This is a genomic window from Arenimonas sp., assembly GCF_035721105.1.
Lineage (GTDB): Bacteria > Pseudomonadota > Gammaproteobacteria > Xanthomonadales > Xanthomonadaceae > Arenimonas.
The window spans coordinates 1-19531 of record NZ_DASTNG010000009.1 but is presented as its reverse complement, the minus strand read 5'-3'; the positions used below and the strand labels follow the sequence as shown (position 1 = coordinate 19531).

At 70.3% G+C, this 19531-nt stretch carries 18 protein-coding genes; 10 read left to right on the top strand and 8 right to left on the bottom strand.

Annotation, left to right across the window (positions count from 1 at the left end; all coding sequences use genetic code 11):
• The gene (locus tag VFQ84_RS00530; RefSeq protein ID WP_325128093.1) at nucleotides 1-519 is read left to right on the top strand and encodes a hypothetical protein; all 519 of its coding nucleotides are present in this window, start codon (nucleotides 1-3) and stop codon (nucleotides 517-519) included.
• A gap of 6 nt (nucleotides 520-525) precedes the next feature.
• Here VFQ84_RS00530 and VFQ84_RS00525 read toward each other — a convergent pair whose 3' ends face one another.
• A complete protein-coding gene (locus VFQ84_RS00525) occupies nucleotides 526-1365 on the bottom strand; it encodes a hypothetical protein (protein ID WP_325128092.1) in 840 nt (279 codons plus the stop codon).
• 124 nt (nucleotides 1366-1489) lie between these two features.
• On the opposite strand from VFQ84_RS00525, the gene VFQ84_RS00520 reads away from it, so the two are divergent.
• Complete coding sequence (locus tag VFQ84_RS00520) at nucleotides 1490-3160, top strand: NAD(P)/FAD-dependent oxidoreductase (RefSeq protein ID WP_325128090.1); 1671 nt, start codon at nucleotides 1490-1492, stop codon at nucleotides 3158-3160.
• A gap of 17 nt (nucleotides 3161-3177) precedes the next feature.
• Here VFQ84_RS00520 and VFQ84_RS00515 read toward each other — a convergent pair whose 3' ends face one another.
• Together VFQ84_RS00515 and VFQ84_RS00510 are read right to left on the bottom strand one after the other, a co-directional pair.
• Nucleotides 3178-4740, bottom strand: coding sequence for an ATP-dependent nuclease (locus VFQ84_RS00515; RefSeq protein ID WP_325128088.1), 1563 nt, complete (start codon nucleotides 4738-4740; stop codon nucleotides 3178-3180).
• Between the two features lie 116 nt (nucleotides 4741-4856).
• On the bottom strand, nucleotides 4857-5828 hold the full coding sequence (locus tag VFQ84_RS00510) for a LysR family transcriptional regulator (protein ID WP_325128086.1): 972 nt from the start codon (nucleotides 5826-5828) through the stop codon (nucleotides 4857-4859).
• 240 nt (nucleotides 5829-6068) lie between these two features.
• Between VFQ84_RS00510 and cysG the strand changes: the two genes are divergently transcribed.
• The 4 genes from cysG (at nucleotide 6069) to VFQ84_RS00490 (ending at nucleotide 10445) form a co-directional block, all read left to right on the top strand.
• Complete coding sequence (gene cysG / locus VFQ84_RS00505) at nucleotides 6069-7523, top strand: siroheme synthase CysG (protein ID WP_325128085.1); 1455 nt, start codon at nucleotides 6069-6071, stop codon at nucleotides 7521-7523.
• 49 nt (nucleotides 7524-7572) lie between these two features.
• Nucleotides 7573-8550 (top strand): cysteine synthase A, encoded by a 978-nt coding sequence (gene cysK, locus VFQ84_RS00500; protein WP_325128084.1) that lies wholly within the window; start codon nucleotides 7573-7575, stop codon nucleotides 8548-8550.
• Between the two features lie 199 nt (nucleotides 8551-8749).
• Nucleotides 8750-9496, top strand: a complete 747-nt coding sequence (locus VFQ84_RS00495; RefSeq protein ID WP_325128083.1) for an electron transfer flavoprotein subunit beta/FixA family protein — start codon at nucleotides 8750-8752, stop codon at nucleotides 9494-9496.
• A 13-nt stretch (nucleotides 9497-9509) separates the two neighbouring features.
• Nucleotides 9510-10445: an electron transfer flavoprotein subunit alpha/FixB family protein gene (locus VFQ84_RS00490; RefSeq protein ID WP_325128081.1), complete on the top strand. Its 936-nt coding sequence runs from the start codon at nucleotides 9510-9512 to the stop codon at nucleotides 10443-10445.
• A 49-nt stretch (nucleotides 10446-10494) separates the two neighbouring features.
• Here the strand turns inward: VFQ84_RS00490 and VFQ84_RS00485 are convergent, their stop codons facing one another.
• The 5 genes from VFQ84_RS00485 to VFQ84_RS00465 all read right to left on the bottom strand — a co-directional run bounded on the left by VFQ84_RS00485 (nucleotide 10495) and on the right by VFQ84_RS00465 (nucleotide 15417).
• Nucleotides 10495-11643: a M48 family metallopeptidase gene (locus VFQ84_RS00485; protein ID WP_325128079.1), complete on the bottom strand. Its 1149-nt coding sequence runs from the start codon at nucleotides 11641-11643 to the stop codon at nucleotides 10495-10497.
• Nucleotides 11640-12797, bottom strand: coding sequence for a YjgN family protein (locus VFQ84_RS00480; RefSeq protein ID WP_325128078.1), 1158 nt, complete (start codon nucleotides 12795-12797; stop codon nucleotides 11640-11642). The genes VFQ84_RS00485 and VFQ84_RS00480 overlap by 4 nt, the downstream gene beginning before the upstream one ends.
• 90 nt (nucleotides 12798-12887) lie before the next feature.
• Entirely contained in the window at nucleotides 12888-13520 is a 633-nt protein-coding gene (locus VFQ84_RS00475; protein ID WP_325128076.1) for a CoA transferase subunit B, read from the bottom strand.
• Nucleotides 13520-14254, bottom strand: a complete 735-nt coding sequence (locus VFQ84_RS00470) for a CoA transferase subunit A (protein ID WP_325128074.1) — start codon at nucleotides 14252-14254, stop codon at nucleotides 13520-13522. Before VFQ84_RS00470 ends, VFQ84_RS00475 begins: the two co-directional genes overlap by 1 nt.
• 86 nt (nucleotides 14255-14340) lie before the next feature.
• Complete coding sequence (locus tag VFQ84_RS00465; protein ID WP_325128072.1) at nucleotides 14341-15417, bottom strand: putative capsular polysaccharide synthesis family protein; 1077 nt, start codon at nucleotides 15415-15417, stop codon at nucleotides 14341-14343.
• A gap of 143 nt (nucleotides 15418-15560) precedes the next feature.
• Between VFQ84_RS00465 and VFQ84_RS00460 the strand changes: the two genes are divergently transcribed.
• The 4 genes from VFQ84_RS00460 to VFQ84_RS00445 all read left to right on the top strand — a co-directional run.
• Nucleotides 15561-16991 carry a UbiA family prenyltransferase gene (locus VFQ84_RS00460; protein ID WP_325128070.1) on the top strand — a complete coding sequence of 477 codons (1431 nt, stop codon included), beginning with the start codon at nucleotides 15561-15563 and terminating at the stop codon, nucleotides 16989-16991.
• Between the two features lie 7 nt (nucleotides 16992-16998).
• Nucleotides 16999-18294 (top strand): FAD-binding oxidoreductase, encoded by a 1296-nt coding sequence (locus tag VFQ84_RS00455; protein WP_325128069.1) that lies wholly within the window; start codon nucleotides 16999-17001, stop codon nucleotides 18292-18294.
• 2 nt (nucleotides 18295-18296) lie between these two features.
• Nucleotides 18297-19025 (top strand): SDR family oxidoreductase, encoded by a 729-nt coding sequence (locus VFQ84_RS00450; protein WP_325128067.1) that lies wholly within the window; start codon nucleotides 18297-18299, stop codon nucleotides 19023-19025.
• An 8-nt stretch (nucleotides 19026-19033) separates the two neighbouring features.
• Nucleotides 19034-19531, top strand: a 498-nt coding sequence (locus VFQ84_RS00445) for an NAD-dependent epimerase/dehydratase family protein (protein ID WP_325128116.1), incomplete at its 3' end; no start/stop codon positions are given.

Here is a 19531-nt window from a genome sequence, read left to right as displayed (position 1 = left end):
ATGGATGCCACGACCAAGGCGGCCACGGGCATCGAGGACTGGGTGCGCGTCGCCGAACATGCGGACGGCCAGGCGCTGGCGGAGCCGATCTTCCAGCGCCGCTACCGCGCCTCGGCGCCCGACTTCCCGATCCACGTGCTGGCGCACTGCCGCACCGCCGACGGCGACTGGCGGCCGGCCTGCTACATCCACATCACCGAGGACGACGGCCTGCTGCTGGGCGGCGGCGTCTGCGTCGACGACCGCGTGCTGCGGCGCCTGCCCTTCGCGGCCCGGCGCCAGCTGCATGCGGTGGGCGGCCTCTACCTGCACACCCTGCGCTGGGCGATGAAGCAGTACGGCCCGCGCTGCGACGCCATGTTCGGCTACTGCGGCGACGTGCTGGCCGAGCGCCTGGACCTGGCGGCGGGCTTCCGCAAGACCCCGCACCCGCACCTGCTGGTCTACTACCCGGCGCCGCTGCCCGAGGCGCGGGCGCAGGCGCTGGTGGCGCGCGCCCACGCCGCCTCGCCGTTCTGACCCGGCTCAGCCCAGGCCGGCGAGCAGGCGCTCGAGCTCGCCGGGCGACTTCCAGTGCCAGCCGCACACGTAGCGCGGCATCGACCACGGATCGCTGGCGGCCGTGACCGGTTCGCCCTGGGTCCCGAACGCCGCGCGCAGGCCCAGCCGCGCGCCCTGCCGCGGCAGGTAGTCGCGCACCAGGAAGTCCGCGGCCTGGCCGAAGGGATGGCCGAAATAGCGGACCGCCCCGGGCCCGATCCGGGCATTGATGTAGTCCACCGCCTGGTCCACTTCGAACGCGGCCCGCGCGTCGTCGTCGACGACGAAGAAATCCCCGCGCGGCATGCCGCCGGGACCGGGATCGTGCAGGTTCGGGTGGTTGTGGTCCCAGCTGTGGCACTGGATGCTCATCAGCCCGCTGCGCGCCGCGTCGACCCACCAGGCTTCGTTCATCCAGCCCCGGTCGTGCAGGCACTCGCGGTCCATCACGGCGCGGGCGGCCGGGTCGGCGATGACGAAGGACGTGATCTCCAGCTCCGGATGGTGCGCCGACGGATCGGCGGCGGCCGCGCGCAGGATCGGCAGGAAGCCCGGCTGCCGGCCCAGCCCCGGGTAGTCGATGGCCCGGAAGTCGAGGTCGGTGCCGTCGTCGCAGGTCAGCGCCAGGCAGCGGCGCAGGTCGCGGTCGGCCCGGCCCTGGTGCTGTTCGACCGCCCAGTCCAGCGGCACCACCCGCCAGCCCAGGCGCGCCAGCAGGCGCAGGTCGGCCTGCAGTGCGACGTGGTCGTTGCGGGGGTAGTCGCTGCCCGCCACGTTGGCGGCGTGGTAGGTCAGGACCGGGAACCTCAGGTTTCCTGCGGACAACGGCGGCTCCTCGTGCGACGGGCCGCCATTATAAAGGGCCGGCGCGGCGGGCCTCCCGGGCCCCGGGCGCGGGACCCGGCCGCGGTGTGGGACCATAGCCACCGGTTTTCCCACCTTGCGCCCCATGCTGCGACTCACCGACCTCACCCTGCCGCTGGAACACGCCGACGCGGCGCTGTCGCAGGCCGTGCTGGCCCGCCTGAAGCTGCCCGCCGCCGACCTGCGTTCGCTCGCCGTGGCCAAGCGCAGCTACGACGCCCGCAAGCGCGGCCACATCCAGCTGATCTATTCCGTCGACGTCGAGGTCGCCGACGAGGCCGCCGTGCTCGCGCGCGAAGCCGCCGACCCGCGCGCGCACCGCGTGAAAGTGACGCCCACGCCAGACACCACCTACCGCTTCATCGCGCAGCCGGCGCCCACGCCCGGCCTGCGCCCGATCGTGGTCGGCATGGGGCCCTGCGGGCTGTTCGCCGGCCTGGTGCTGGCGCAGATGGGCCTGCGCCCGATCATCCTCGAGCGCGGCAAGCAGGTGCGCGAGCGCACCGTCGACACCTTCGGCCTGTGGCGCAAGAAGGTGCTCAACCCCGAGTCGAACGTGCAGTACGGCGAGGGCGGCGCCGGCACCTTCTCCGACGGCAAGCTCTACAGCCAGATCAGCGACAAGCGGCACCTGGGCCGGAAGGTGCTGGATGAATTCGTCAAGGCCGGCGCGCCCGACGAGATCCTGTACGTCAGCAAGCCGCACATCGGCACCTTCCGCCTGGTGTCGATGGTCGAGCACATGCGCGCGACCATCGAAAGCCTGGGCGGCGAGATCCGCTTCTCGCACCGGGTGGGCGACCTGCTGGTGGAGCCCGACGCCGACGGCGACCGCCGCGTGCGCGGCGTGGTGCTGGCCAGCGGCGAAACGATCCGCGCCGACCACGTGGTGATGGCGCTGGGCCACAGCGCCCGCGACAGCTTCGCGATGCTGCACGCGCGCGGCGTCCACATGGAGGCCAAGCCGTTCTCGATCGGCTTCCGCATCGAGCATCCGCAGTCGGTGATCGACGCCGCGCGCTTCGGCCCGCAGGCCGGCCATCCGATCCTGGGCGCGGCCGACTACAAGCTGGTGCACCACTGCCGCAACGGCCGCTCGGTCTACAGCTTCTGCATGTGCCCGGGCGGCACCGTGGTGGCCGCGGCCAGCGAACCCGGACGCGTCGTCACCAACGGCATGAGCCAGTACTCGCGCAACGAGCGCAATGCCAACGCCGCCATCGTGGTCGGCATCACGCCCGAGGACTACGCCGTGCATGATCCCAGCGGCAGTCCGCTGGCCGGCATCGCGCTGCAGCGTTACTGGGAAGAGGTGGCGTTCAAGCTGGGCGGCGGAACGTACGAGGCCCCGGGCCAGCGCGTGGGCGATTTCCTGGCCGGCCGGCCGTCCACGTCGCTGGGCGCGGTGTTGCCCTCCTACACGCCCGGCGTCACGCCCACCGACCTGGCGCAGGCGCTGCCCGCCTACGCGGTGGAAGCGATCCGCGAGGCGCTGCCCGCGTTCGGAAAGCAGATCAAGGGCTTCGACATGGCCGACGCCGTGCTCACCGGCGTCGAGACGCGCACGTCCTCGCCGGTGCGCCTGACCCGCGGCGAGGACGGCCAGAGCCTCAATACCCGCGGCCTGTTCCCGGCGGGCGAAGGCGCCGGCTACGCGGGCGGCATCCTGTCGGCCGGCGTTGACGGCATCCGCGCGGCGGAGTGGGTGGCCGAGGCGATGATTAGGTCCGGAACTGCGCTTTCGGCATGCGGATAAGGAAGAGGCGCCGAAAGCTACGCCACTTCAATCGCATCAGCAATCTTCTTTTTCAAATGCGCTAGGTGCGACGGAAAAGCACGATTGACTGCAATGGCAAGCGCCCGAATGCAGGAATTTCGATCAATGCCTAACTGCCTAGAAATCTCGAAGAATTCCTTGTGCTTTCCGGCCTGAAGGCCGTACTCTAAAACATCACTTAGAGTTCCGGAGTCGGATCCAAGATCTGCCGCCAGACCGTCAACACAGTCGCGCGCTCGCTGGATCAGCCAAGCCTCTGGCCAAGTTTCACCAGGGAGATAAGTCACCCGAGCCTTAAACCAGTCATCAAAATCCGATTTTGGCTTCTCACACATGTCTCGAGCATGAGATAGGTTCTGACTCTCCCGCACCCGTTGATCACCGTCGAAGACAACAACCGTCGGCACGGTCTCTCCGCGAATGCTAGTGGCGGCCAACTGGCGAGAGAGGGCGGTGGCCGAGCCAATTACCCGAACGGCAAGTCTGGATCGCAGAGAAGCCGGCAAGCAAGCCAGCAGCACAATCTTTGCGACATCGTCTTCAACTAACAGCTCCAGCTCAACCCCAGGAACCGCTGCCAGCTTTGAAAACGCGAATTCTGAAGATATTCCCTGCGTGATTTTTGTCTTCCCACCGACCTTTTCAACAAAATATCTCGCGTCGTACGGGAGGCAATCGAAAATCTCTTTCGAGTGAGTCGTGCAAATTACTTGCGTACCCATCTCCAAGCAGACGTCTTTAAGGCGATCCATGAATCGCCTCTGAGCTTCCGCATGGAGGGCAAGCTCAACTTCATCCAAGACCAATAGGGCGCCCTTGCCCGCAGAGTAGATAGTCGCGAAGATCTCAAAGAGAGCGTTTTCGCCCGCTCCCATGTTAAATCCCGAATAACTGGTTGCACCTACGCTCACAACCGGCAAGCTGTACTTCGAGTGCTCTACATACCTGAAGTTGGAATAATTTCTCCCAAGCACAAAGCCGACGGCATCCCTGACTTTTTCTTCCCAGCCGCGAGGCGCCGTATCGCTAAAGACTCGTGAGTAGGAGCGAGACTGGCTCCGCTCGCTATGAGGCACTATTCGCTCTATTCCGAGAAAAACCACGTTTTTCTCGACTCGATCTTCATAATTATTCCACTTGCCGCCTTTCGCCTTTTTTCTAACCTGGATTCCTAGACCAACACCATCAGGAAAGCGGTCCGACTTTCGCCAGTTGTTGTATGCGATGTGGTACTCAATTTTCACGCCTTGCGGGGGAGTTTCGTCAGCATGCTGAACGAAAAAATCTGAAAAGGTGTAGTACGGGTTCTTTCTTTTTGGGAGCTTGAAGCCATCCCTCCCGTTGTGGAAGCCACAGCAAGCCAACGCCAGAATTGTTGACTTCCCAGCACCATTTTTCCCGGCAATAGCGGTGATCGGGTATTGGAAAGCGACATCAAGAGCATCAAGTCCGCGAAGACTTCCCTCCTTTAGGATAAGTCTCCGCAACAGAGCGGAGCTGAAATCTGATGCAAACCGATTGCGTAACTGGCGGTCCTTTTGGCTGTCCGAGTACTTCATGGTTATGCAAAGCTGCTCCCTGTATTCTTTCTCACGAAATTGATAGCACAGCAGCGCCCTTCCTTCTGAACCCGTAAGCTCAAAGGGAGCCCTTTGAGAAACTTTCTACATGGCAGTTACATCTGCTCAACCCATCGCGGAGGATGCGGCCAGCTGGGGACTACAGTGCCCGCCACCGCTCGCCTGAGGTCGACACGATCAAGTTGGGGGGCTAAGGCCAGCAGCAGCTCCAGCGCGTATTCGCGCAGCACGCGTTCGCGCGGCAGCACGGCCCAGCTGGTGCAGTCGGGGATCGCCGGGGGCGCCGGCAAGGCGCGAAGATCGGCATCGTCGCGCGCGCTCACCGCCATTTCCGCCAGCAGGCCCACGCCCAGGCCGGCACGCACGTAGGTCTTGATCAGGTCGGCGTCGCGGGCGGTCATCGCGACCTGCGGGTCCAGGCCCGCGTGGGCGAATGCACGACGCAGCGAGGATTCGGGCCGGTTGGTGGATTCGTAGCTGATCAGCGGCAACGCGGCGAGCTCCGCCAGCGTCGGCGCGCGATCCAGTGCGGCCAGCGGATGCGACGCCGGGACCAGCACCTGCCGGCACCAGCGGTACAGCGGCACCGCCAGGCCGCCGGGTGGCGTGTCGCCGGCGGTGCTGACCACGGCGAAGTCGGCCTGGCCCTGCGCCAGTGCGCTGAGCGCTTCGCCCTCCGAGGCCGGCTGCAGGTGGATGCTGACGTCGGGGAACCGCCGCGCCAGTGCCGCGATCGCCGGCGGCAGCACGAAGCGGGCCTGGGTGTGGGTGGTCACCAGCACCAGCCGGCCCTGGGTCTCGCCGCGCTGGTTGGCGGCGAAGGCGCGGATGTTGCCGGCCTCGGCCAGCACGCGGCGGGCGTGGGCCAGCACCTCTTCGCCCGAAGGCGTGATGGCCTCGAGGCTGCGGCCCTTGCGCTGGAACAGCAGGAAGCCCAGCTCGTCCTCGAGCTGCTTGAGCTGCTTGGACAGGCCGGGCTGGGTGGCGTGGACCTTCTCGGCGGCGAGGGTGATGTTCAGGCCCGCGTCGACGATGGCGACGAGGTAGCGAAGCTGGGTGAGGGTCATGGCGATTCCAGGCAAAAGGTGGCGCAGGCGCGGCTCAGGGCACGGGCGGGCGACAACATTTCCGGGAAGGGCTCGGCGTCACGAAAGGTCCTGGGGCGGTCGGGCGCGGGGCGCCGACGTCGTGCCCCGACCGTAACCCGCTGCCGCGGCCGGCGTCCATACGGCATTGATAACCACCGGGCATATGCACCGTTGCAGCGGTCATTTCATCCGCGCACCGCGGCGGCCTAGGGTGGGCCCATGTCCGATGCCCCGCCTCCGCTCTTCCCGCTGTTCGCCGACCTGCGCGGCCGCCGCGTGCTGGTGGTGGGCGGCGGCGCGGTGGCGCGACGCAAGCTCGAGCCGCTGCTGGCGGCGGGGGCGCGGGTCCTGGTGGGCGCCATGCGGCTGGAGGCGGAGGTCGCCGCGCTGTGGGCGGCGGGCCGCATCGACCACGTCGCCGGCGCGTTCACGCCCGACTGGCTCGAGGGCGCCTGGCTGGTGGTCGCGGCCACCGACGACGAGGGCGTGAACCGCGCGGTCGCCGCCGCGGCCGAGGCGCGGCGGATCTGGGCCAACGTGGTCGACGACCTCGCGCTGTCGAGCTACCAGTCGCCCGCGCGGATCGAGCGCGGTCCGCTGCAGATCGCCATTTCCAGCGGCGGCGGCGCGCCGATGCTGGCCCGGCACCTGCGCGAGAAGCTCGAGACCGAGCTCGACGAGTCGCTGGGCGCGCTCGCCGCCCTGCTGCTGCGCGAACGCCATCGCATCCGCCAGCGGCACCCGCGCCTGCCCGGACGGCGGCGCTTCTTCGACACGCTGCTGGCCGGCCCGGTGGCGGAGCGATTCCGCGCCGGCGATGCCGACGGCGCGCGCGCGGCCTTCGAGGCGGCGCTGGCCGGGGCGCCGCGTTCGCGCGACGTCGGCTCGGTGGCCCTGGTCGGCGCCGGCCCGGGCGATCCCGGCCTGCTGACCCTGCGCGCGCTGCGCCTGCTCAACCAGGCCGACGTGATCCTGCACGACCGCCTGGTCGGCCCCGGCGTGCTGGCCCTGGCGCGGCGCGACGCGGACTTCATCGAAGTGGGCAAGCAGGCGGCGAACCACCTCGTCAGCCAGGACGGCATCCACGCCCTGATGCTGGAACACGCGCGCGCCGGGCGCCGCGTGGTGCGGCTCAAGGGCGGCGATCCGTTCGTGTTCGGCCGCGGCGGCGAAGAGCTGGAATTCCTGCACGCGCACGGCATCGGCTTCGAAGTCGTGCCCGGCGTCACCGCCGCGCTGGCCTGCGCCGCCTACGCCGGCGTGCCGCTGACGCATCGCGACCACGCGCAGTCCGTGCGCTTCGTCACCGCGCACTGCAAGGCGTCGCTGGACACGCTGGACTGGCGCGCGCTGGCGCAGGAAAAGCAGACGCTGGCCGTTTACATGGGCGTGGCCGGACTCGAAGCCTTCCGCGACCGCCTGCTCAGCCACGGTCGCGCAGCCACGACGCCCTTCGCCCTGGTCGAGAACGGCTCGCGCCCGGAGCAGCGCGTCGTCACCGGCACGCTGCGCGACCTGCCGGCGCTGGCCGCGCGGCACGCGGTGCAGTCGCCCGCCCTGCTCATCCTCGGCGAAGTGGCCGCGCTGGCGGACACGCTGCACTGGTTCGGGCCGGCCCCGCTGGCGGCGGCCACACCGGCGCCGGCGCCCCCGGACACGGCCATCGCCGCCTGACCACGGCGGCCCCGCGCCCGCCCACACATTCTTGCCACCGGAGACTCGCATGGCGATCCACGACAGCATCCTCGACACCATCGGCCGCACCCCCATCGTCAGGCTGCACCGGCTCGCGCCGCCGCAGGTCTCGCTCTACGTGAAGGTCGAGTCGTTCAACCCGGGCGGCTCGGTCAAGGACCGACTGGCGCTCGCGATCATCCTCGACGCCGAACAGCGCGGCCTGCTCAAGCCGGGGCAGACGGTGGTCGAGGCCACCTCGGGCAACACCGGCATTGCGCTGGCCATGGTGTGCGCGGCGCGCGGCTATCCGTTCGTGGCGGTGATGACGGAAACCTTTTCGGTCGAGCGCCGCAAGCTGATGCGGGCCTACGGCGCGAAGGTGATCCTGACCCCGGCCGCCGAGCGCGGCAGCGGCATGGTGCGCAAGGCGGCCGAGCTGGCGGCACGGCACGGCTGGTTCCTGGCCCGGCAGTTCGAGAACGAGGCCAATCCGGCCTACCACCGCAGCACCACCGGCCCGGAGATCCTCAGCGATTTCGCCGGCAAGCGGCTCGACTACTTCGTGACCGGCTGGGGCACCGGCGGCACCCTCACCGGCGTCGGCCAGGTGCTGAAGCTGGCCCGCCCCGGCCTGCAGGTCGTCACCAGCGAACCGGCGGGCGCCCAGCTGCTCAACGGCAAGGACTGGGCCCCGCACAAGATCCAGGGCTGGACCCCGGACTTCGTGCCGGCCGTGCTGGACCGGGGCATCGCCGACCAGGTGCGCCCGGTCGACGACCTGGCCGCCCGCGACACCGCCCGCCGCCTGGCGGCCGAGGAAGGCCTCTTCGTCGGCTTGAGCGCCGGCGCCACGGTCGCGGCCGCCCTGCAGGTGGCCGCCACGGCCCCCGCCGGCAGCGTGATCCTGGCCATGCTGCCCGACACCGGCGAACGCTACCTGAGCACGCTGCTGTTCGAAGGCGTGAACGAGGGCAGCGACGACGACTGGCTGGCCGGGCTGGAAGGCCATACCCAAGCCGCCTGAGTCCCGCCCCCCTGTAGGAGCGCCTTCAGGCGCGAATCCTTACGCCGAAGAGCTTCGCGCCTGAAGGCGCTCCTACCGGGGGAATGGCCGGGGTTTACTGGGCCGTGACGGGCGGAGGAGGTAGAATCCGGGTTCCCTCACAAGCCCGTCGCCCGGCCCCACGCCGCGCGTCGGCCTGCCCCACAGGAACCTCGTCACGATGAAGATTCTGGTCGGTTACAAGCGGGTCGTGGACTACAACGTCCGCATCCAGGTCAAGCCCGATGGTTCGGGCGTGGTCACCGAGGGCGTGAAGCTCTCGCCCAACCCCTTCGACGACATCGCCCTGGAAGAAGCCCTGCGCCTGCGCGACAAGGGCATCGCCACCGAGGTCATCGTCTGCACGATGGGTCCGGCCGACTGCCAGGCGCACCTGCGCAACGGCCTGGCCATGGGCGCCAACCGCGCCATCCACGTGGTCACCGACAGCGCGGTGCAGCCGCTCACCGCCGCCCGCGCCCTGCTCAAGCTGATCGAGAAGGAACAGCCGCAGCTGGTGCTGCTGGGCAAGCAGGCCATCGACGACGACGCCAACCAGACCGGCCAGATGCTGGCCACGCTCTGGGGCCGCCCGCAGGCCACCTTCGCCGGAAAGCTCGACGTCGCCGACGGCAAGGCCACCGTGGTGCGCGAGGTCGACGCCGGCCTCGAGACCCTGGAAGTCGACCTGCCCGCCGTGGTCACCACCGACCTGCGCCTGAACGAGCCGCGCTTCATCAAGCTGCCCGACATCATGAAGGCCAAGTCCAAGCCGATGGAGACCATCGCCTTCGCCGACCTCGGCGTCGAGGCGGGCGACCACCTCAAGACCAGCCACTACGCCCCGCCGGCCAAGCGCAGCAAGGGCGTGATGGTGAAGGACGTCGCCGAGCTCGTTTCGGCGCTCAAGGCCAAGGGCCTGGTGTAAGGAGACCATGAGCATGAGCAAGATCCTGATCGTTGCCGAACACCTGGGCGGCCAGCTGAACGCCTCCACCGCGCGCTGCGTCAGCTGCGCCACCGCCATCGGCGGCGAGATCCACGTCGCCGTGCTGGCCGACGCGCCCGAGGCCGTCGCCGCCGAAGCCGCGAAGATCGCCGGCGTCGCCAAGGTGGTCACCGTCGCCAATCCCGCCAACGCCCACCCGGTCGCCCAGGTGCTGGCCCCGCAGGTCGCCAAGCTCGCGGCCGGCTACAGCCACGTGCTCGGCCCGTCCACCACCTTCGGCAAGGACCTGATGCCCTGCGTCGCGGCCCTGCTGGGCGTGGCCCAGGTCAGCGACATCATGTCGGTGGAATCGAGCCACGTGTTCAAGCGGCCGATCTACGCCGGCAACGCCATCATCACCGTCGAGGCGCCGTCGTCGATGGCCGTGGTCGGCACCGTGCGCACGGCCTCCTGGCCGGCGGCCGGCGCCGGCGGCAGCGGGGCGGTGGAAGCCGCTTCGGTGGACGCCGCGCTGCCGGGCCACACCCGCTTCGTGTCGCTGCAGCAGGGCAAGTCCGACCGCCCCGACCTGCAGAGCGCCGGCAAGGTGGTCTCCGGCGGCCGCGCGCTCGGCTCGGCCGAGGCCTTCAAGATCATCTACTCGCTGGCCGACAAGCTCGGCGCCGGCGTCGGTGCCTCGCGCGCCGCGGTCGACGCCGGCTACGTGCCCAATGAACTGCAGGTCGGCCAGACCGGCAAGATCATCGCGCCGGAGCTGTACGTCGCCATCGGCATCTCGGGCGCCATCCAGCACCTGACCGGCATCAAGGACGCCGGCACCATCGTCGCGATCAACAAGGACGCCGAGGCGCCGATCTTCGAGATCGCCGACTTCGGCCTGGTGGGCGACCTGTTCCAGATCGTGCCGGAACTGGAAGCCGCGATCTGAGGCCAGGCCTGCGCGCGGGCCCCGGCCCGCGACAAGACGCCGACGCGGCTTAATCCGCGTCGGCGTTTTCGTTTGAGGCGTCGGCGCGGGTCTTTTCTTTAGTGGTGCGGGGGCCGTCGTCCCCGGCCCCGGGGCCCGGCGCCGCCGGGGCAGGCTCGAACGCTTCGGCCGCGCGACGCGCGGCGGCGATGCGTTCGGCGCTGGGCGGGTGGCTGGCCAGGTAACCCACCGGGCCCGGGTCCTTGTCGCCGCCATGCGAATCCGACAGTCGCTTCATGATCTCGGCGAAGTCGGCCGGCGACTGGCCCTTGCGCGCCAGCAGGGTGAACGCGAAGGCGTCGGCCTCGCGCTCGAAGTCGCGCGAGAAGCCGCTCTCGAGCAGGATCACCGGGATCGACACCGACAGCGAGCCGGTGCCCGACAGGTCCCCGAACAGGAAGCCCGCCACCACCACCACCGCCGAACTCTGCAGCGCGCGGCGCATGCCGTGGCGCTGCTCGTGGTGGCCGGCTTCGTGCGCCAGCACCGCCAGCAGCTGCTCGTCGGACTCGGCCAGCGTCACCAGCGCGTCGGTCATCACCACCCGCCCGTCGGGCAGCACGAAGGCATTGGCGCCGATGCCGGGCGCGTGGCGCAGGTCCAGGCGGAAGTCGGCGCCGCGCGGCAGGTCGGCCACCAGCGCCTGGAACTTCTCCTTCAGCGCGGCCTGGCGCTCGGCCGGCAGCTGGCTCGGCGCCAGGTGCATGCGCTCGATCAGGGCCATGGCCTGGTCGCTGACCGAGCGTTCGACCGCCGCGGGGATGACCGGCGCCAGCCGGTTCGCCATCCACGGCAGGCCGACCTGGAAGAAGCCGACCACGCCCAGCACGGTGCCGACGCCCGCGGCGATCGCCGCCGTGCGGCGGCGCTCGAGCCGGTCGGCCCAGCCTTCGATCTTCTCGCGACCGCCCAGCCAGGCCTCCAGCGCCGGCGTGTCGGCCAGCTCCACGTGGCCCTCGCCCGGCAGCCGCAGCGTGCGCGGCATGCGGCCCAGGCGCGGGCTGAGCAGCAGCCCGGCCCGTTCGAACTCGAGCACCATGCCTTCGGACGCCAGCCGCAGCGTGCCGGGGCTCGGCTCGGACAGCCGCGCCGCGCGCGGCCGGCTGCCGCGGCCGTCGTACCAGGTGCCGTCGAAGGCGAGGGGGTCGGTCGGGTTCAAATGCCGATGTCCACGTCCAGGTCCAGCGCGTCCATCAGCTCGGCGCCGGCCGCGCCTTCGGCGCGCTCGCCCTCGGCGACGAAGTGGTCGAGATCGCCGTCGGCCAGCAGCGCGAAGTGCTGGGCGCGGTAGCGCGCGATCCGGATCATGGCCCAGGGCACCAGCAGGCCGACGCTGGCGACGATGGCCACGCCGTTGCTGAAGTAGATCCAGATCATGTCGCGCGCCCGCAGCGTGCACTCGAAGCGGTGCCCGCCCAGGCTGGCGTAGCGCCACATCAGGTTGATGTACTTGGTGCGCAGGTAGATCGGCAGCGCCAGCAGCGCGAGGTAGACGACCACGATCGGCACCAGGACGGCGGCCATGGCGCTGCCGCCGGCGGCGCCACCGGAGCCGGCGCCGTCCGACAGCGCCCCGTGCATCATGCCGATGCCGACCGCGCCGGCGAACATCAGCACGTAGGCGCCGAAGCCCAGGCCGATGCTGACCAGGAACGGGATGTAGTACGTGCCCAGGTCGCCCTGGAACCGGAAGCGCTTGCCGCCGAAGCGATGGCCGGTGACGGTGTAGTCGTGCTGGTGCATGCGCACCCACGGCAGCACCATGTAGGCGGTGGGGATCTGCAGCGCCGGCCGGAACATGAAGTTCACGTAGGCCTCGTATACGCCCTCGACGAAGCGGAAGCGCAGCCCGCGCCAGGCGGAATAGCGCGCCCGGAAGCGCAGCGTGCGCTGGATCAGCCACGGGAACAGCGCGAGCACCAGCAGGATCAGCGGGATGTAAACCACCCACACCTGGAAGTGCGCCGACAGGCCCAGGCCGATCGCGACCGCATAGGCGATCAGCCGGCCTTTCAGGATCGCGATCGGCTGGGCCAGGTACTCGAACGGCGCGCCGGCCAGGCGGGTGTTGCCATAGAAGTAGCGCTCGGTGCGCACCTTGGCCCAGGCCGAGTAGATGCCCAGCGTCAGCACCGACAGCACCAGGTTCACGAACCAGATGCCGAAGAACTCGCCGGCACGGCCGGTGAACTGCAGCGGATGGCGGACGGGGCCCGGGACCGGCGGCGGCATGGCCGGCGACGGCGGCAGCACGGGCGGCGTCAGGTCGTTGGTGACGACCGGCAGGTCGTCGCCAAGGTCTCGGTCTTGCATGGCATCCCCTGGGTCACCGGCTCCCCGCCGGACCGTGGGAATCTACCGACCCCGGCCCCTCGGGGCCAGAGCCATTTTCTCAGGCGCCGCTCAGGCGCGACGGAAAGGCACGCCCGTCTTGGCGCGCAGCTCGTCCTCGTCCACGCCCGGCGCCATTTCCACCAGCGCCAGGCCCTCGGGCGTGACGTCCATCACCGCGAGCTCGGTGATGATGCGGTTCACCACGCCCACGCCCGTCAGCGGCAGCGTGCACCGGGGCAGGATCTTGGGCTCGCCGGCCTTGGTGGTGTGCTCCATCAGCACCACCACGCGCTTCACGCCGGCCACCAGGTCCATCGCGCCACCCATGCCCTTGACCATCTTGCCCGGCACCATCCAGTTGGCGAGGTCACCGCTGGCGGTCACCTCCATCGCACCCAGGATCGCCAGGTCGATGTGGCCGCCGCGGATCATGGCGAAGGAATCGTGGCTGCCGAAGTAGCTGGCGCCGGCGCGCGCGGTGACGGTCTGCTTGCCGGCGTTGATCAGGTCGGCGTCCACTTCGTCCTCGGTCGGGAACGGGCCGATGCCCAGCAGGCCGTTCTCGGACTGCAGCCAGACGTCCATGCCGGCCGGGATGTGGTTGGCGACCAGGGTCGGCAGGCCGATGCCCAGGTTCACGTAGGCGCCGTCGCTGAGCTCCTGCGCGGCGCGCGCGGCCATTTCATCGCGGTTCCAGGCCATTACTTCGCTCCTCGCACGGTGCGCTGTTCGATGCGCTTCTCGGGGGTGGGGTTGACCACGATGCGGTCGACGTAGATGCCCGGCAGGTGCACGTGGTCGGGATCGATGGCGCCGACCTCGACCAGCTCCTCGACCTCGGCGATGCAGACCTTGCCGGCCATCGCGCAGGCAGGGTTGAAGTTGCGCGCAGTCTTGCGGAACACCAGGTTGCCGGCGGTGTCGGCCTTCCAGGCCTTGACCAGCGAGACGTCGGCCTTGAGCGCGGTTTCGAGCACGTACCAGTGGCCGTCGTCGAACTGGCGGGTCTCCTTGCCGTCGGCGACGATGGTGCCGTAGCCGGTGCGGGTGAAGAAGGCCGGGATGCCGGCGCCGCCGGCGCGCAGGCGCTCGGCCAGCGTGCCCTGCGGATTGAACTCGAGCTGAAGTTCGCCGGCCAGGAACTGCCGCTCGAACTCCTTGTTCTCGCCCACGTAGGACGAAATCATCTTCTTGATCTGGCGCGTGGCCAGCAGCTGGCCCAGGCCGAAGCCGTCGACGCCGGCGTTGTTGGAGATCGCGGTGAGGCCGGTGACGCCGGAATCGCGCAGCGCCGCGATCAGCGCCTCGGGGATGCCGCAGAGGCCGAAGCCGCCGACGGCAAGCACCTGGCCATCGGCGACCAGGCCGCGCAGGGCCTCGTCGGCGGAAGGGTAGACCTTGCCGGCGCGCGCGCCGGTCGATGAGCTTGGGGACATCGGTGCACCTTTGGAGGGGGCCAGCCCCGGGATTCTAACGCAGCCGCCGCGACCCCCGGGACCTGTACCAAGGGGCACGCGCGGGCTCAGCCGACCCAGCGCCGGTAGGCCGCCTCGCGCTCGTCGTCGGTGTAGAAGTGCTGCATGTAGGGCGTGTCGTACAGCGTCGCCAGCAGGTTGCCGGGCAGGCGGAAGGCCTGCTGGAACGCCCGGTAAAGCCCCGCGTACGGCTTGACCTCGCCGACGTTGGCGTGGCCCAGGGCGAAGCCGGGGATCGACAGGAATCCACCGAACGTGGCCGAAAGCCGCGACATGTCCTCCTGCCGGTAGACCAGCAGGTCCAGCTGCGGATGCCCGATGCGCACCGCGCCCTCCGCATGCGGGAAGGGCGTGGCGTAGACGTCGAGGCCGCAGAAATAGCGATGGTCGAACCAGGACAGTCCCCCTTGGGCGATCTCGAGGAAGCGCCCCTCCACCAGCGCCCTGGCCGCGTCCACCGTGTCCAGCCCGGGACCGAAGTACTGGAACAGGCTGGCCAGCGTCCAGGACACGATCTCGCGCGTGCCCGAGATCACCTGCAGCGGCGCCGCGCGATCGCGCAGGAGCAACTGGCGGTAAGGCGTGCGCACGCCGCTGGCCGTGAGGTGGAAATCCGACATCCAGTGCAGCTGGATCACCTTGCGCCCGGTGTCGGCGGCCTCGAGCGCCGCGGCGATGGAGTGCGAGCCGACCTTTCCCATCTGGAACACGTGCAGGTCGGCGTCGTGGTGCCAGGCCTCGTACGCATTCGGCGCCCGGCCCTCGTAGCAGCCAAGGTAGCAATAGTGGATCTGGGCCTCGGCGTCGCTGCCCAGGCCGAGCTCCGGGTAGCGCGCGCGGTAGAAGGGCGCATCGAACCCGCGCAGGCGCGCGCGATCCAGGATGCGGCGCTCGTAGTAGCCGGAGTAGTAGAAGTGGCGCAGCGCCGCCGCCTCGTCCGTGGCCACCTCGGCCACGTCCGGATTGGCGCGCAGGTAGGCCCGCCACCGGAACCCGGTGATGATCTGGTCGGCGTAGGGGTTCTGGAACAGCGTCGGCAGCCAGGGCATGGCGACATCCGGGCCGGTCATGCGCAGCGCCAGCAGCGCCCGGGACGCGGCGGACTCATCGGGGGGCAGGGTCATCTAGCTCGCACCAGGGGATACGGGCGCCCCAGTCTATCCGTCCTTGCCCCGCCGCGGCAGGCGCTCCCGACCGGGCGGCCGGTGCCGCGGGCGATTCGGCTATCATCGTTCGTCGCCCGCAAAGCATCCCTGCCCCCGCCGAGATGACCGCCTCCCCCGTCGCGACCGCCCGCCCGCTCTGCATCGACCTCGACGGCACCCTGCTGCGCTCTGACCTGCTGCTGGAGTCGACGCTGGCGCTGCTTGCCCACCGGCCGTGGCTGCTGCTGGTGCTGCCGTTCTGGCTGCTGGGCGGCAAGGCGCGCCTGAAGCAGGAAATTGCGTCGCGGGTCGTGCTCGACGCCGCCACCCTGCCCTACGACGGGCGCGTGCTGGCGCTGCTGCGCGAGGCAACGGCGCGCCGGCGCGTGCTGTGCACCGCGTCCGACGCCCGCCTGGCCCAGGCCGTGGCCGCGCACCTGGGCTGCTTCGACGAGGTGCTGGCCAGCGACGGCCAGCGCAACCTGTCCGGGCGCGGCAAGGCCGAGGCGCTGGTGGCGCGCTTCGGCGAACGCGGCTTCGACTACGCCGGCAACGCGCGCGTGGACCTGGCGGTCTGGGCCCGCGCCCACGGCGCGCTGGTGGTCAACGCCGGGGCTGGCCTGGCCCGCGCCGCCGCCGGGCGCTGCGAGCTGCTGGCGCACCTGCCCGATATCGGCGGCGGCCTCACGGCCTGGCTGCGCGCCCTGCGCCTGCACCAGTGGCTCAAGAACCTGCTGGTGTTCATCCCGCTGCTGGCCTCGCACCGGTTCCTGGCGCCCGAGTCCGCGCTGGCCGCGCTCGGTGGCTTCGTGGCGTTCGGGCTGTGCGCCTCCGGGGTGTACGTGCTCAACGACCTGCTCGACCTGCCCAGCGACCGCCAGCATCCGCGCAAGCGCCTGCGCCCGTTCGCCTCGGGCGCGCTGCCGCTGCTGCCCGGCATCGTGCTGGCGCCGCTGCTGGCGCTGGCCGGGCTGGCGCTGGCCTGGTGGATCGAGCCCCGGTTCGCGGCGGTGCTGGCCGCGTACTACCTGCTGACGCTGGCCTATTCACTGCGCTTCAAGCGCGTCGCCATGCTCGACGTGATGCTGCTGGCCGCGCTGTACACGCTGCGCATCATCGGCGGCACCGCCGTGATCGGCGCAGCGCTGTCGTTCTGGCTGCTGGCCTTCTCGATGTTCATCTTCCTCAGCCTGGCCCTGCTCAAGCGCTACGTCGAGCTGGCGGCGATGCTGGCCGAGGGCAAGGACGGCGCCGCCGGCCGCGGCTACGGCGTCGACGACCTGCCGCTGCTGCAGTCGCTCGGCGGTTCGGCCGGCTACCTGGCCGTGCTGGTGCTGGCGCTGTACATCAACAGCCCGGAGAGCATCGCGCTTTACACGCGGCCGCAGGTGCTGTGGCTGCTGTGCCCGCTGGTGCTGTATTGGGTCAGCCGGACCTGGGTGGTGGCGCACCGCGGCGGCATGGACGACGACCCGGTGGTGTTCGCCGTCACCGACCGGGCCAGCCAGCTGGTCGGCCTGCTGTGCGCGGTGATCGCGCTTGCGGCGATCTGAGCCGGGCATGGCGGACACGGGCCAAAGCTGGGGCCGGTGGCCGACGCCCGTCGACCAGGCCCTGCACCCGCTCCGGCGGCGCGACGAGGCGCTGCCGGTGGGCGACCGCTCGCTGCTGGCGCACGGCCAGGGCCGCAGCTACGGCGACAGCTGCCTCAACGACGGCGGGCGCCTGCTGCTGACGCGCGGCCTGGACCACTTCCTGCATTTCGACGCCGAGGCCGGCGTAATCACCTGCGAGGCCGGCGTCACCCTCGGCGAAGTGCTCGAGGTCGCGCTGCCCCGCGGCTGGTTCCTGCCGGTCTCGCCGGGTACGCAGTACGCGACCGTCGGCGGCGCGCTGGCCAACGACGTGCACGGCAAGAACCACCACCGCGCCGGCAGCTTCGGCGACCACGTGCTGGCTCTCGGGCTCGCGCGCAGCGACGGCAGCCACCAGGTGCTGCGCCCGGGCGACGCCCTGTTCGCGGCCACCGTGGGCGGGCTCGGGCTCACCGGCCTGGTGATCTGGCTGCAGCTGCGCCTGCAGCGCGTGGCCGGGCCGTGGATGGCGGTGGAGTCGATCCGCTTCGGCGGCCTCGACGACTTCTTCGCGCTCTCGGCCGAATCGGCCGCCAGCCATGCGTACACCGTGGCCTGGGTGGACTGCCTGGCCCGCGGCAAGGCGCTGGGGCGCGGCCACTTCCTGCGCGCCAACCATGCCCCGGCCGGCAGCAGCGGCCGCCGGCCCGGCCGCGGGCTGTCGATGCCGGTGACGCCGCCGTTCGCGCTGGTGAACCGGCTGACGCTGCGGCCCTTCAACACGCTGTACTACCAGCGCCAGCAGGCGCGGTCGCGCGCCGGCCTGCAGCACTACGCGCCCTATTTCTATCCGCTGGACGGCATCCGCGACTGGAACCGCATGTATGGCCCGCGCGGCTTCCTCCAGCACCAGTGCGTGCTGCCGCCGGCCACCGCGCGCGACGCCGTGGCGCGGCTGCTGGGCGAGATCGCGCGCAGCGGGCAGGGCTCGTTCCTGGCCGTGCTCAAGGAATTCGGCGACCGACCGGCGCCCGGCCTGCTGTCGTTCGCGCGGCCGGGCACGACGCTGGCGCTGGACTTCCCGCGCGCCGGGCCCACCACCTTCGCACTGCTCGATCGCCTCGACGCGATCGTCGCCGAGGCCGGCGGGGCGCTCTACCCGGCCAAGGACGCGCGCATGTCGCCGGCGATGTTCCGCGCCGGCCAGCCGCGCCTGGATGACTTCATCCCCCACATCGACCCTGCTTTCTCGTCGTCGTTCTGGCGGCGGGTCATGGAGTAAGCATGCAACGCATCCTCGTCATCGGCGCCACCTCCGCCATCGCCGTGGCCACGGCCCGGGAGTACGCGCGCGGCGGCGCCCGGCTGTTCCTGGTCGCGCGCGACGCGATCCGGCTGGAGACCCTGGCCGCCGACCTGCGCGTGCGCGGCGCCACCGTCGACGGCCACGTGCTCGACGCCAACGACCTCGCCGGCCACGCCGCGATGCTCGATGCGGCCTGGGCCGCGCTCGGCCAGGTGGACCTCGCACTGGTCGCGCACGGCACCCTGCCCGACCAGGCCGCCTGCAGCGCCTCGGTCGAACGCTCGATGCAGGAGTTCGCCACCAACGGCAGCTCGGTGATCGCGCTGTGCACGGCGCTGGCGCAGCGGCTGCAGGCCCCGGCGACGCTGGCCGTCATCAGCTCGGTGGCGGGCGACCGCGGCCGCGCCAGCAATTACCTGTACGGCAGCGCCAAGGCGGCGGTCAGCGCCTACGCCAGCGGCCTGCGCCAGGCGCTCAACGGCAGCGGGGTGAACGTGCTGACCATCAAGCCCGGCTTCGTGGACACGCCGATGACGGCTGCGTTCAAGAAGGGCGCGCTGTGGGCGTCGCCGGAGCAGGTCGCCCGGGGCATCGTCCGCGCGGTGGCCCGGCGCCGTTCGGTGGCCTACCTGCCCGGATTCTGGTGGGCCATCATGCGGGTGATCACCCACCTCCCCGAGTTCGTGTTCCGGAGGATCAGGCTGTGAGCGAAGCGATCGCCCGGGACGCCCGCATCGTCCTGACCGGCGCCGCCGGCCTGGTCGGGCAGAACCTGCTGGTCGAATTGCGCGCGCAGGGTTACACCCACCTGGTCGCGATCGACAAGCACGCGCACAACCTCGGCATCCTGCGCCAACTCAATCCCGGCGTCACCGCGATCGAAGCCGACCTGGCCGAACCGGGCGCCTGGTCGGAGGCCTTCGCCGGCGCCGACGTGGTGGTGCAGCTGCACGCCCAGATCACCGGCAAGCATCGTGCGCTGTTCGACCGCAACAACCTGGTCGCGACCCGCAACGTGCTCGACGCCTGTCGCGCGCATGCGGTGCCCTTCCTGGTCCACGTCAGCTCCTCGGTGGTGAACTCGGTCGCCACCGACGACTACACCGAGACCAAGAAGCAGCAGGAGGCGATGGTGGTCGCGTCCGGCCTCCGGCATTGCGTGCTGCGGCCGACGCTGATGTTCGGCTGGTTCGATCCCAAGCACCTGGGCTGG